Here is a 12,940-nt window from a genome sequence, read left to right as displayed (position 1 = left end):
GCCGGGATGCGCCGCCGCGTCATCGCGTGCCAACGCTGCCGATCCGGCATGTAATAAACGGTACATTCCGGCGAGGCCGCGATCATAGCACTCGCTTTTTTTCGCCAAAACCTAGGGTTAGTACTGAATTTTGTAGCGAATACGCGCGAAAACGCTTCCGCAGAAATGTTCATTTCATTACATTGATGAACGGACCACCTGGCCGAGTGATACGTCCCTCTAATTTCGGCCCGCGCGCGGCCCGCCGCACGTCGATCGGCTAACATGCGTGGAGTCCCGGCAGACGCACGTCTGCCGTTTGTCATTCAGATAAGAGAGCTGGAGTGCCCGATGGGGACGAGCATCAGGGCGTTGCTGTTATCCCAGATGGATAGCTTCACGCCGTCGGAACAGAAGGTTGCGCACGCGTTGCTGGATCGCTATCCGAGCCTCGGCCTCGGGCCGATCGCGAGCTTCGCGAAGCAGGCTGAAGTCAGCGATCCGACCGTGTTCCGCTTTGTCGGCCGGATCGGCTTTCCGAATTACTCGTCGTTCCAGCAGGCGCTGTACGACGAGATCGACACGGCGATGAATTCGCCGCTCGCGCGAATGGATGCGTTCCATTCGGAAACCGGCCTGCGCGACAGCCATTCGGCGATTTTCCAGCGGCTGTCAGAATCGCTCGCGGCCACGATCGAAGGGCTCGACGCGGCCGCGTTCGACGCAGCCGTGGCGTTGCTGGCCAATCCGGACGTCCGCATCTTCTGCGGCGGCGGGCGCTACACGGCGCCGCTCGCGTCGCTGTTTTCGTTCACGCTGGCCTATGCGCGCCCGCACGTGCAGTACGTCGAACCGAACGTGAATCTCGCGTCGGTCGCACTGACCGACATGGGGCGCAACGACGTGCTCGTCATCTTCGACTTTCGCCGCTACCAGAAGGACAGCATCCGCTTCGCGCAGGCCGCGCACCGGCTCGGCACGCGGATCCTGCTGATCACCGACGAATGGATGTCGCCGATCGGCAAGTTCGCGGAGATCGTGCTGCGGATCCACGGGCGCCCGTTCGCGATGCTGCAGACCAATGTGCCGGCGCTGGCGCTCGCGGAAGCGCTCGTGATCGGCGTGACGAACCGGCTGCCGGAGCTGGCGCGGCAGCGGATGGAAAAGATCGAGCATCTCAATACCGGGGGGATCGATCTGGACGCCAACCAGCGCGATTTGCCCGAATGACGATCGCTCGCCATTCGAGTGCAGGCGTCAGCTCTCGACATCCTCGAGACTGAACACCTCGGTCTTGTCGTTATACGAAAAGACTTCGCCGTAACGTCCCCAGTCGATCACCGCGTCGAGCGTTTCCTCGGCCGCTTCGTCCGACAGGAAATCCTCCAGCTCCTGCTCGAAGCGCACGCGCGGCGCACGATGGCCCGGGCGCTCGTTCAGCACCTTCCTGATCCGTGCGGCGAGCGGTACGTGCTTCAGCAGATGATCCGCGAACATCAGCTTGCGCTCCTGCGTGCCGAATTCCGCGAACACGCGCGCGGGCGGCGTCAGGAACACGTCGCCTTCCCGCACGTCCGCAAAGCCGAGATACTGCAGCACTTCGGCGATCGGAAACAGTTCGTCGACTTCCAGATGCAGCGTGCGCGCGATTTCCGGCATGTCGGCGCGGCCGTGGTATGGCGCCATCGCGAGCGTTTCGATCAGGCCGGCCATCAGGTTGGTCGACACCTGCGGCAGCCAGCTGCCGAGCTCGAGCCCCTTCTTCGTCGCCTCGCCGGTCTGACGGGCCGTCATCTTCGCGTAGATGTCGTCGACGAGCTTGCGGAAATCGGTGTCGAGCCGGTTGCGCGGGTGCTTGAACGGCACCTTGATCTCGGCGATCACGCGGCCCGGATTCGACGACAACACGAGAATCCGGTCGCACATGAACACGGCTTCCTCGATGTTGTGCGTGACGATCAGCACCGACTTGATCGGCATCCGCCCTTGCGTCCACAGGTCGAGCAGGTCGGTACGCAGCGTCTCGGCCGTCAGCACGTCGAGCGCGGAGAACGGCTCGTCCATCAGCAAGATCGTCGGATCGACGACGAGCGCGCGCGCAAAGCCGACGCGCTGGCGCATGCCGCCCGACAGCTCACGCGGGTACGCGTTCTCGAAACCGTCGAGACCGATCAGGTCGATCGCGGCCAGCGCACGCTCACGCCGCTCGCGCGCGCCGACGCCGAGCGCTTCGAGGCCGGCCTCGACGTTCTGCAGCACGGTGAGCCACGGGAACAGCGCGAAGGTCTGGAACACCATCGCGACGCCTTCGGCCGGGCCGCGCAGCGGCTGGCCGAGGTAGGTCACTTCACCGCCGGTCGGCTCGATCAGCCCGGCGATGATTCGCAGCAGCGTCGACTTGCCCGAGCCGGAGCGGCCGAGCAGCCCGACGATCTCGCCTTCGCGCAGCGACAGGTTCGCGTCGTCGAGCACGAGCAGCTCGCCCTGCGACTTGTTGAAGCCGCGGTTCACATGCTCGACGCGCAGGATTTCTTCGCCGAGGCGCGGCGGCTGCAGCGGCTGGGACGTCTTGACAGGGGCGTTGATAACGGTCGAATTTTGCATCGCGCTTACTCTCAATCGAGACGGAGCCGGGATTCCGCATAGGCGTACATCGGACGCCACAGCAGACGGTTGAACAGGGTAACGAACAGGGACATCACGGCGATGCCCAGGATGATCTTCGGGAAATCGCCGGCGGCAGTCATCTGCGCGATGTACGCGCCGAGGCCGTGCGCGACGACCTTCGTGTCGCCCCACTGCACGAACTCGGACACGATGCTCGCGTTCCACGCGCCGCCCGATGCGGTGATCGCGCCGGTCACGTAGTACGGGAAGATGCCGGGCAGGACCGCCTGCCGCCACCACTGCCAGCCGCGGATGCGGAAATTCTTCGTCGCTTCCTTGTAGTCGTTCGGATAGGACATCGCGCCGGCGATCACGTTGAACAGGATGTACCACTGCGTGCCGAGCACGATCAGCGGCGACAGCCAGATGTCCGCATTCAGGTGGAAGTGGACGATCACGATCACGAACACCGGGAACAGCAGGTTCGCCGGGAACGCGGCAAGGAACTGCGCGAGCGGCTGGATCTTCTCGGCCAGCGCGGGGCGCAGTCCGATCAGCACGCCGAGCGGCACCCAGATCACCGACGCGATCGCGATCAGCACCATCACGCGCAGCAGCGTGATGAGCCCGAGCACGAGCACGTGCCCGACTTCGCCCATCGTCACACCGGTCGCGACGAAGCTGACGACGCGCCACACGACGTACACCGTCAGCACGACCACGAACACGCCCCACACGATGTCGCCGATCCGCGACGAGCCGCGTGCCGACGCATTGCGCGACCGTACTCCCTTCAGCGACGGCACGCGCAACGGAATCCGCGCGGCCTGCGACAGCAGCCAGCCGGCCGGCACGAGCAACTGATGAATCAGGTGCGTGCGGCGCATCATGTCGAGCAGCCAGGATTGCGGCGCATCGCCCGACGCGGTGTTCTCCATCCGGAATTTGTCGGCCCATGCGACGAGCGGGCGGAACAGGAACTGGTCGTACGCCAGGATCACGACCGACATCGCGACGATCACCCAGCCGACCGCGCCGATATTCTTCGCCGAGATCGCTTGCGCGAGATACGCACCGATCCCCGGCAGCGTGATCGTCTGGTTGCCGACGGTGATCGCCTCCGACGCGACGACGAAGAACCAGCCGCCCGACATCGACATCATCATGTTCCAGATCAGGCCCGGCATCGAGAACGGCACCTCGAGCTTCCAGAAGCGCTGCCACGGCGTCAGGTGAAAGCCGCGCGACACTTCGCTCAGGTCGCGCGGCACCGTGCGCAGCGACTGGTAGAAGCTGAACGTCATGTTCCATGCCTGGCTCGTGAAGATCGCGAAGATCGCCGCGAGTTCGGCGCCGAGTACGCGGCCCGGAAACAGTGCGAGAAAGAACGTGACCGTGAACGAGATGTAGCCGAGCACCGGTACCGACTGCAGGATGTCGAGGATCGGGATCAGCACCATGCCCGCACGGCGGCTTTTCGCGGCGAGCGTGCCGTAGACGAGCGTGAACGCGAGCGACGCGACCATCGCGGTGAGCATCCGCAGCGTGGTGCGCAGCGCGTATTCGGGCAGGTTCGACGGATCGAGCGAGATCTTCTGCGTCTGCAGCACGCCGATCGGCGCCATCGTTTCGTGGAAGCCGACGATCGCCATCGCCAGCAGGCAGATGATCAGCGGAAACGCGACGGCATCCCAGCGGTTGGGGAGCACGCGCCACGCCGAGGCGTTCGCGGTGCGATTCGGATCGAAGAACCTGATATCCATCGGTAGCGTCTTGTGTCGGATTGAAATTCGATGGGACCGGCCGCGTGCAGCGCGGCCGGGGGTTGCGTCGGCCAACGCCGGTCAGAACAGCCCGTGCAGCGCCCGGTACAGGGCGGCCGACAGCGCGATCGGCAGGACCGAACTTTCCCTGGCCGGGCCAAGGTCGGCGCTCCGGTGAATCGCGATATAGACGATGCCGCAGGCAATGATCGGAAAAAACAGCGCGAAGCCGAGGGTGCGGGTGCGCTGGCTGGCCGCGCCGCTGGTTTCCGTTGCCGCGAGATTCGGCATGAAGGGGCTCCGGAGAGGTGACTCGGTGTCGCAGGCTATCGGGCGGCCATGACGCAAATGTGACGCATCTATTACAAGACATTAACAAGTCATCGTTCGGCATCCCGACAGCTGCCTTGCGCGTCCGCCGGCACCGGTGACCGAATTCACGCATCGCGGGAATAAAACCGCCGTCGCGCCGGTATGGCACACGAAGGCGCCGGTTTATTCCAGGACGATCCGGCCGTCCCGTTTCGTCATACGATTGCGAGGCTCCCATGTCTTCATCGAATCCCACCCGCCCGTCGCGCCGCAAGGCCCTGCAATGCATGGCCTTCGGCGGCCTCGGCACGCTGTTTACGTTGTCGGGCGGCATCCTGACGCCGTTCGACCTCGCGCTCGCGCAAACCGGCGACGCGCGCCCGGCCGACGCGGGCCGGCCGCTGTTCGTGCAGATCAGCGACACGCACATCGGCTTCAACAAGGATGCCAACCCCGACGTGTCGGCCACGCTGCGGCAGACGATCGAACTCGTCAACGGGATGCCGGCGATGCCCGCACTGACCATCCATACCGGCGACATCACGCACCTGTCCAAGCCGGAGGAATTCGACCACGCGTCGCAACTGCTGTCCGCGCTGCGCGTGTCGGAACTGCATACGGTGCCCGGCGAGCACGACGTCACCGACGGTTCGGGCGCCGAATATTTCGGCCGGTTCGGCAAGGTGTCGGACAACCGCGGCTATTACAGCTTCGATCATGCGGGCGTGCACTTCATCGGCCTCGTCAACGTGATGCATTTCAAGCCGAACGGGCTCGGCAGCTTCGGCGACGACCAGCTCGCGTGGCTCGCGCAGGATCTGAAGGGCCGCTCGTCGAGCACGCCGATCGTCGTGTTCTCGCACATGCCGATGTGGACCATCTACGAGCCGTGGGGCTGGGGCACCGGCGATGCGCCTCAGACGATGGCGCTGCTGCGCCGCTTCGGCTCGGTTACCGTGCTGAACGGGCACATCCACCAGATCGTGTCGAAGGTCGAGGGCAACGTGACATTCCACACGGCGCGTTCCACCGCGTTCCCGCAGCCGACGGCCGGCAACGGCCCGGGCCCCGTGCCGCTCACGGTGCCGCGCGACCAGTTGCCGAAGATGCTCGGCGTGACGACGGTGGAGTTCGCCGGCCACCCGGCCGCGTCGGCTCTGCACGACGCGACGCTGGCCTGATAACCATAAGGAGACCGACATGACCCGCTTCAAGCAACCAAGAATCATCGCGGCGCTGATCCTGTGCGCGGCCGCCGCCGGCACGCCGCTCGCCGCGCTCGCGCAGGGCCCCGACGGCCCGCTGGTCACGATCCACAACTTCATGTTTTCGCCGATGTCGACCACGATCAAGGCCGGCACGACGATCACGTGGAAGAACCTCGACGGGGAACCGCACACCGTCGTCAACGACGCCGGCATCTTTCATTCGAAGGCGCTCGACCAGGACGAGACGTACTCGTTCCGCTTCGACAAGCCGGGCGTCTACAAGGTGTTCTGCGGGATTCATCCGTACATGAAGGAGACGATCACCGTCGAATGACGCGGCCCACCCCGAAACGCGCGGGCGAACGGCAGGCGGTGGCGGCCTACAATGACCACCATCCCATTCGCCCGCGTGGCAGACGGAGCCGCCCATGCCCAGGATCGACCTCAGCGCGGTGCCCGAACGCCGCGGCAGCGGCTATCCGCGGCCGTTCGACGCGCCGTGCGCGCAGCGCATCCGCCAGCGCCTCGGCGACGCCGGCGGCCTGCGCGATTTCGGCGTCAACCTGATGCGCGTGCCGCCGGGCGGCTGGTCGAGCCAGCGCCACTGGCATTCCGACGAAGACGAATTCGTGTACGTGCTCGAAGGCGAACTCGTGATGATCGAGGACGGCGGCGAGACCGTGCTGCGCGCGGGCGACTGCGCGGCGTTTCCGAAAGGCTCCGGCAACGGCCATCACCTCGTCAACCGGTCGGACGCGGTCGCCGTCTATCTCGAGGTTGGCTCGCGCTCTCCGGACGACGTGATCACCTGCCCCGACATCGACATGATGAGCCCGAGCCGCGACGGCCGGTTCCTGCACAAGGACGGCACACCGTACCCGGACGCGTGACGCCCGCCGTACGGCGGCGCATGCCTGCCGATGCGCGTCAGGCAATGTCGATCCCCCGCCGCCGATCGCCTACACTGAATCCAACTGTTCGGATCCGCCCCACCGTCACACGCAGCGAGGCAAGCCATGACCGCGAGCCAGCCGGCACGAATGGATCTCCCCGGGCAAGTCGTGCTCGTGCTTCAGGGCGGCGGCGCACTGGGTGCGTACCAGCTCGGCGTCTTCCAGGCGATGGACGAAGCCGGCATCCGGCCCGACTGGGTGGTCGGCACGTCGATCGGCGCGATCAACGCCGCGCTGATCGCCGGGAATCCGCCGGAGCGGCGCTACGAGAAGATGCTGGCGTTCTGGCAGCGCGTGACCGAACGGACCCGCTTCGACGTGCCCGCGCTGCTGCCCGGCTGGGACAAGATGCTGGCCGAGCTGATGATCATCGGCGGCGGCATCGCGGGATTCTTCCAGCCCAATCCGGCATCGTGGCTCGGCCCGATGGTCCGCCTCGGCGTCGATCGCGCGTCGTACTACCGGATCGCGCCGCTGCGCGACACGCTCGCGTCGCTGATCGACCACGACCTGCTGAACGCGGGCCACCCGCGCCTGACCGTCAGCGCGGTCAATGCGTGCACAGGCACGATGCGCTATTTCGATTCGCGCGACACGCACCTGGGAATCGACCACATCATGAGCTCGGGCGCGCTGCCGCCCGCGTTCCCGGCGATACGGATCGACGGCGAGCCGTACTGGGACGGCGGCGTGTATTCGAATACGCCGGTCGAGGTCGTGCTCGACGACAATCCGCGCCGGAGCTCGATCATCTTCTCGGTGCAGATGTGGAATCCGGCCGGCCCGGAGCCCGAGAGCATCTGGCAGGTGTCGGAACGGCAAAAGGACATCCAGTACGCGAGCCGCACCGACAGCCACATCGCGCGCCAGCAGCAGATCCACCGGCTGCGCCACGTGATCCGCGAACTGATCCGGCACGTGCCTGAAGCCGAACGCGCGTCGCCGGCCGTGCGCCGGCTCGCCGCGTGGGGGTGCGAAACCACGATGCGCCTGATCAAGCTCGCGGCACCGCGACTCGACGGCGACAATCAGTTGAAGGACATCGATTTCACGCCGGCCGGCATCGCGGCCCGCCGGCAGGCCGGCTACGACGCCGCGAAACGGGCGATCGCCGCCCGTCCGTGGGACCTGCCGATGGACCCGACGGAAGGATTGACGGTATTCGATCCGGACGCGCCGCCGGTTGCTGAAAAAACGGCATGACGTGCGGCGTCGCATCGCGCGCCGATCGCAACGGTGCGATCAGGCGCGCGCGGCCCGGAGGTGGGCGCGGCCGGCATCGCTCACCTTGACCTCCGCGATGCCACCGGGCACATGGTGCCGGACCACGTAGCCGCGCGCGCAGGCTTCCTCCCACACCGGCAGGCGCGGGCACGACGTGCGCCATGCGTCGATCACCTCGTCATAAGGCCGCGCGCGTGGCCCGATCCATTCGAGCAGGTCGAGGATCAACGGCTCGAGCGTCGCCGTTTCGCGCAGGCGTTCAGCCAGCGCGTCGACGCCCGGCTCGTGACCGTCCCAGATCGTGACCGCGTGACAGTCCAACTTGCGAAAGCTCCGCAGCGTGCGGCGCGTGTCGAAGTAATCGTCGAGGATCGTGATGTTCATGGAGCGCTCCTGGCAACGCCGTCATCCTGAACCGCGAGCACCAGCTTGGGAAATGAATTTATCTTGTCGATTCCTGCATTTTCCTGATCGATCCATTGTCGCCGCGCCTATCGCACGCGCGCTCACTGCCCCGCCGCGCGCACGACCGGCGCCGTTCCGGCGACGACCGGACACGATTGCGGCAACGCCTGGCCGAACAGCACGGCCAGCCCGCAAGCGGACGTGAACATGCCGAGATTGTCGTGCCCGACGCCCGGCACTTCGACGACCTGCTGCGCGAGATCGTCCGGGTGTCGCTTCTTCAGGTAATCGAAATACGCGAGCCCGCGCGCGAGCCGGTACGGCCCTTGCACCATCGCCGCGCACGAGCGGTCGATGAAATGCGTATACGGGTTCGTATCGGCCTGCCCGAGCAGGTACACGACATGGCGCGCGACGTAGCGCGTTTCGAGTTCGCGCACGTCCTGCGACGCGACGTAAGGCGGCGCCGACTTCAGCCCGTATTTCCATTGCGTCGCGCGCGGGCAGGCACCGCTCGCGATTGCTTGCGCGTCCGGCCGTTCGTCGTCGAAATACAGATAGCTCGACGGGTTCGCGACCACATAGCGCACGGCGATGCCGGCCTGCACCAGCGCATCGCCTTCGTGCCCGGCCACCGCGTAGCGCTGCAGCAATTGCGCGCCGGCCGAATGACCGATCACGACCACGGTCGACAGCGCGGGGTACAGGCTGCGATCGGCGAAATGCGCGAGCAACGCATCGAGCGCGGCGAACGAACTGACCGGGCCCGGCTGGCGCGCCGGTTCGCCGCCCTTCCATCCTTCCTGGGTCCAGGCCAGCGTCTGCGCGGGCAGCGAAAACGCGCGCGTATCGGCGCGCGTCAGGAACTGCGGGGCGACGACCATCGTGCCCTGCCCGGCCGCGCCGGCCTGCTCGACGACCTTGAGCCCCGACGCGTAGTACGCGTCGGCATTGCGCAGCGTGCCGTGAATCACGATGAAGACCCGCGTGACGTCGGGCGCGGCCGTGTCGAGCGGATGATCGGCATAGACGGGCAGCACCGCGCCGCCCTGCGGCGTATCGACGGCCACGCGCTGGTCGGCCACGGCCTTGACCGGGGCCTCGAGACGTTCGTGCTGCGTGGCGGCTTCGGCCGGACGCGCGCCGCCCGGCACGCCGATTGCGGCACAGGCTGCCGCGAGCGGAATCGAGCATGACAGGTTTCGGACGGCCGGCAGCACGCGCGAAAGCCGGATTCTTGCAAAGGCGACGGAAATGAGTGACATGGCGACGGACCTGGTTGCGGGTATGACTTTAACGGCGATGGTCGCAGAATCCGTCGCGCGCTGCCGACCCGTTGCGGAAAGCGGTTCGGTCGGCGGTTCGGTCGGCGGTTCGGTCGGCGGTTCAGTCGGCCGGTTCGGCGCGGCCGCCACTGCGAACGCCGTGCCGAACGCACACCGGCGATCACCGCATCGATGCCGGCGCAGCCGCTACCGGGCGGCAGCCGTCGGAACGAGCGGCCCGCCGCGCGACGACCCGAAAGCGCTCGACAAGCTGCGCGCGCAGCTCGGGGAATGAAGAAGCAGCGGCGCGATTCGCGACCTCGGATTGCAGCGTGCACGGAACATCAAGCGGGCACCTCCAATGCATGTTGTCACAATAATGCACGACGTATACAGTTGCATGTAGTGCATTAAATCGCGTTGCCTGCCGGGCGAGTCGAAATCTGCGGCAGGCCTGACTTCATGCGGAACCTTCAATGTCCAAGGCTCACCATTGGAGCCACTTCAGTGCATCCAGCGCTATCGACCTCACTCAGTGTCATATACGACCTCGGCTTCGTATTGTTCCATTTGACCTTCTGGCGTTGGCTCAAGTGGCCACAGTCACTCGGGAACGGCGGGAGGCTCAATCAGAGCATTACCCAGACACTCAACGTGATGTTGAGTTACGTGCTCTTCGTCTATGGAGTGTCGCTCGGCTTGGTTGCAGCGCAGATCCAGGGGCCGCTTGCGCTGGCGGGAAGCGGATTCTGGTTGCTGAGGACGGTCGCGCAACCCGTCCTGTTTGCCAGAACGCGTTCGAGCTGGATCATGGTTGCAGTGTTCGCTCTTGGCGCAGGCCTGCACGTCGCGACGTACCTTACCGCCATGGAGGCGGGCATCGGGATACTGTCGCCCGGTAGATCGCTGTCGCGAAAGCGACGTCGAGAACCGACGACGTGTCGAGATCGAGGTGCATGAACATGCGCCACCTGACCTTTTTCCGCCGAGTTTCCCGGTTTTCGGGGGCTCCCTGAAACGCTGTCGCACATCATCATGAATGCAAGCCAACTCTTTCAACAAGCAACTGAAATCGTCAGTCATTGCGCCTTCTGTTTTGTATCTTCGAACGACGCGTCCGGTCAGATCAACTCCAGAGTCGTCGAGGTTCTGGAGATCGGGAAGGACCTCACGATTCGTTTCATGACCGACTCGAGAACGCGCAAAGCGTCGGAGATTCGCCAGGGGAAGACGATCAGTCTGTCCTTTCTCAGCATGGCTGACCGGGGATACGTCACGATCGGGACCGTCCCGACAGTCTCCGCGGAGACTGCGCTGAAGCAACGCATCTGGAAAGAATCACTGCGCACCTGGTTCCCCAACGGGCCGGACGATCCTTATGTGGTGACCGTTACCTGTGAGCCCGCCTGGGTTGAACTGTGGTCGCGCATGCGGGGGGTTGCGCCTGATCCACTGGGCCTCAACTCGGTCCGGCTGATTCGGAAGGATGGCGGCTGGCACGCCCGGCATACGTTCCCGACCGATGGCGAACCATTGCATCCTTGACCGCCCTCTCGACGCGGCGAGCCAAGCGTCGATCTCTGCCCTGTGGCGGCAAGTCTCGTTCGCCGGCGTTTGATGCGGTCGAGGCTTGCCGCGACTTCACCTTTCATGCACGACACGCAATATTGCTCTTCGTGCAAATCATGGAGGATCGTATGACGAGCAATGGCGAGCAACCCGTCGTCGTGATCGGCGCGGGCCTGGCCGGCCTGGCTGCCGCGCTGACGCTGGCACGCAATGACAGACCCGTCGTCGTACTGGAGGCCTCGGACGCAGCCGGCGGCTGCTGTTCCACCACGACGGTAAACGGTTTCACATTCAATAACGGCGCGATGTATGTAGCGGTGCCCTCGCTCATTCGCGCGTCGTTCCGGCGCCTTGGTCTCGACTTCGATCGCGAGGTTCCGATGGTGGCCATCGAACGGCCTCACGTTACGCATTTGGAGAATGGAACGGCCGTTCATCTATCCAGTGCCGGCACGTCGTATGTGGAAGGCGACAGGGAGGATTCACGGACACGGCAACTGCGTGACGGCCTTGGCAGGCTCCAACAGCAATGGGGCCCCATCTACCGCACGCTGGTTGATGAAGTTCTGCCGCAGGAGCCGTCGCTTCTACGGACGTTAAGCAAACTGTGGCGTTACCTGCCCCGCATGAATGGGCATGTCAGCCGCCTGATCGCGTCGCACTTCGCCGATGCGGACCTGCAGGCGGCTGTCGCATCGACACTGCTCTACACCGGGCAACCACCCGATCGCCTTCCGGCAACGCAGATCATTGGCTTGCTGGCCATGCTGGAGGAAGGATTCCATTTGCCCCGCGCAGGCATGGGCGCCATCAGCTCCGTCATGGCGCGCGAACTGTCCAGACTGTCGGTGCCGATCAGGTTCGGTGCCCATGTACGCGAAATCCTCGTAGAGAACGGGGCCGCTCGGGGCATCGCCCTTGCCGATGGCGAGCGCATCCCGACCGATTGCGTCGTGGCGACGTGTTCGGGTTTCGAAGTGGTCCGCCACCTGTTGCCCGCCCACGCCTTACCTCGGCGGCTAGCGCAAACGGCGCGAGCGGCACCGCTCTCGCATCGCGCGATTTCAATCCAGATCGGCTGCTCCGGTGCCGTGCTGCCACGCGCCTTCATTACCAATCATGTTCCCCCGATGCCGCAACAGGCGGCCATGCATGTATCGACGCCCGGGGTTCCTCGCTGGCTCGCCTACACCTGTCCGTCACAGGTGCTCTCGGGGCTTGCGCCAAACGGCAACGCAGTATTGGAACTGTATGCGCCAGCAACGGGAATCGATTCCGCATCGAAATGGACGAGCGCGATGACGCAGGCCGTGGTCGGCGACTATCTCGACGCGATACAGGCCCATCTCCCCGGCCTTTGCCTGGAAGACGTCCGGGTATCGGATCCGCAGGATTTCGCGCGCGGACGGCACCTATACGAGGGTGCGCTCTACGGCATCGCGCCAGGCACCACGCCTGACAAGTTCTTTCCGCATCGGACAGGGCTGCGTGGCCTCTATCTCGGAGGACAAACGACGTTCCCGGGGTATGGCGTACCCACGGCAATTTTCTCCGGCGTCCAGGCCGCAGAAGCGGCCGTGCAAGACATACGCGGGCATGTGCGGGTTGCGCCTTGCATCACCTCAGGCAGGTCGATTCAGTGAAACGGAAAGCTT

The 12,940-nt window shown here is 65.1% G+C and carries 13 protein-coding genes; 8 read left to right on the top strand and 5 right to left on the bottom strand.

The window, feature by feature from the left end; all coding sequences use genetic code 11:
• The first annotated feature begins 330 nt into the window (after nucleotides 1-330).
• Nucleotides 331-1,209, top strand: coding sequence for a MurR/RpiR family transcriptional regulator (locus ACPUER_RS17620; RefSeq protein ID WP_310133070.1), 879 nt, complete (start codon nucleotides 331-333; stop codon nucleotides 1,207-1,209).
• A 27-nt stretch (nucleotides 1,210-1,236) separates the two neighbouring features.
• Here the strand turns inward: ACPUER_RS17620 and ACPUER_RS17615 are convergent, their stop codons facing one another.
• From ACPUER_RS17615 to ACPUER_RS17605, 3 genes are all read right to left on the bottom strand, one after another.
• On the bottom strand, nucleotides 1,237-2,583 hold the full coding sequence (locus tag ACPUER_RS17615) for a nitrate/sulfonate/bicarbonate ABC transporter ATP-binding protein (protein ID WP_310133067.1): 1,347 nt from the start codon (nucleotides 2,581-2,583) through the stop codon (nucleotides 1,237-1,239).
• A gap of 11 nt (nucleotides 2,584-2,594) precedes the next feature.
• Nucleotides 2,595-4,349 carry an ABC transporter permease gene (locus tag ACPUER_RS17610; protein WP_425131701.1) on the bottom strand — a complete coding sequence of 585 codons (1,755 nt, stop codon included), beginning with the start codon at nucleotides 4,347-4,349 and terminating at the stop codon, nucleotides 2,595-2,597.
• Between the two features lie 81 nt (nucleotides 4,350-4,430).
• On the bottom strand, nucleotides 4,431-4,640 hold the full coding sequence (locus ACPUER_RS17605) for a phosphate transporter (protein WP_425131700.1): 210 nt from the start codon (nucleotides 4,638-4,640) through the stop codon (nucleotides 4,431-4,433).
• Between the two features lie 257 nt (nucleotides 4,641-4,897).
• Here ACPUER_RS17605 and ACPUER_RS17600 point away from each other — a divergent pair, with 257 nt between their 5' ends.
• From ACPUER_RS17600 to ACPUER_RS17585, 4 genes are all read left to right on the top strand, one after another.
• A complete protein-coding gene (locus ACPUER_RS17600) occupies nucleotides 4,898-5,842 on the top strand; it encodes a metallophosphoesterase (protein ID WP_310133062.1) in 945 nt (314 codons plus the stop codon).
• 19 nt (nucleotides 5,843-5,861) lie between these two features.
• Nucleotides 5,862-6,203 carry a cupredoxin domain-containing protein gene (locus tag ACPUER_RS17595; RefSeq protein ID WP_175959491.1) on the top strand — a complete coding sequence of 114 codons (342 nt, stop codon included), beginning with the start codon at nucleotides 5,862-5,864 and terminating at the stop codon, nucleotides 6,201-6,203.
• A gap of 94 nt (nucleotides 6,204-6,297) precedes the next feature.
• Entirely contained in the window at nucleotides 6,298-6,759 is a 462-nt protein-coding gene (locus ACPUER_RS17590) for a cupin domain-containing protein (RefSeq protein WP_425131699.1), read from the top strand.
• A gap of 126 nt (nucleotides 6,760-6,885) precedes the next feature.
• The gene (locus tag ACPUER_RS17585) at nucleotides 6,886-8,025 is read left to right on the top strand and encodes a patatin-like phospholipase family protein (RefSeq protein ID WP_425131698.1); all 1,140 of its coding nucleotides are present in this window, start codon (nucleotides 6,886-6,888) and stop codon (nucleotides 8,023-8,025) included.
• A gap of 39 nt (nucleotides 8,026-8,064) precedes the next feature.
• On the opposite strand, the gene ACPUER_RS17580 is transcribed toward ACPUER_RS17585, so the two are convergent.
• Together ACPUER_RS17580 and ACPUER_RS17575 are read right to left on the bottom strand one after the other, a co-directional pair.
• Nucleotides 8,065-8,430: a 3-phosphoglycerate dehydrogenase gene (locus ACPUER_RS17580; protein WP_425131697.1), complete on the bottom strand. Its 366-nt coding sequence runs from the start codon at nucleotides 8,428-8,430 to the stop codon at nucleotides 8,065-8,067.
• 122 nt (nucleotides 8,431-8,552) lie between these two features.
• Nucleotides 8,553-9,716: an alpha/beta fold hydrolase gene (locus ACPUER_RS17575; protein ID WP_425131696.1), complete on the bottom strand. Its 1,164-nt coding sequence runs from the start codon at nucleotides 9,714-9,716 to the stop codon at nucleotides 8,553-8,555.
• Here ACPUER_RS17575 and ACPUER_RS17570 point away from each other — a divergent pair.
• From ACPUER_RS17570 to ACPUER_RS17560, 3 genes are all read left to right on the top strand, one after another.
• The gene (locus tag ACPUER_RS17570; RefSeq protein WP_425131695.1) at nucleotides 9,715-10,011 is read left to right on the top strand and encodes a hypothetical protein; all 297 of its coding nucleotides are present in this window, start codon (nucleotides 9,715-9,717) and stop codon (nucleotides 10,009-10,011) included. The two genes, ACPUER_RS17575 and ACPUER_RS17570, sit on opposite strands and share 2 nt — an antisense overlap.
• 740 nt (nucleotides 10,012-10,751) lie before the next feature.
• Nucleotides 10,752-11,261, top strand: coding sequence for a pyridoxamine 5'-phosphate oxidase family protein (locus ACPUER_RS17565; RefSeq protein WP_175959497.1), 510 nt, complete (start codon nucleotides 10,752-10,754; stop codon nucleotides 11,259-11,261).
• The gene (locus ACPUER_RS17560) at nucleotides 11,258-12,928 is read left to right on the top strand and encodes a phytoene desaturase family protein (protein WP_425131694.1); all 1,671 of its coding nucleotides are present in this window, start codon (nucleotides 11,258-11,260) and stop codon (nucleotides 12,926-12,928) included. The genes ACPUER_RS17565 and ACPUER_RS17560 overlap by 4 nt, the downstream gene beginning before the upstream one ends.
• The last annotated feature ends 12 nt before the right edge of the window (nucleotides 12,929-12,940 follow it).

Source organism: Burkholderia sp. DN3021, assembly GCF_049805555.1.
GTDB classification, from domain to species: domain Bacteria; phylum Pseudomonadota; class Gammaproteobacteria; order Burkholderiales; family Burkholderiaceae; genus Burkholderia; species Burkholderia pyrrocinia_C.
This window is presented reverse-complemented; position numbering and strand designations above follow the sequence as displayed.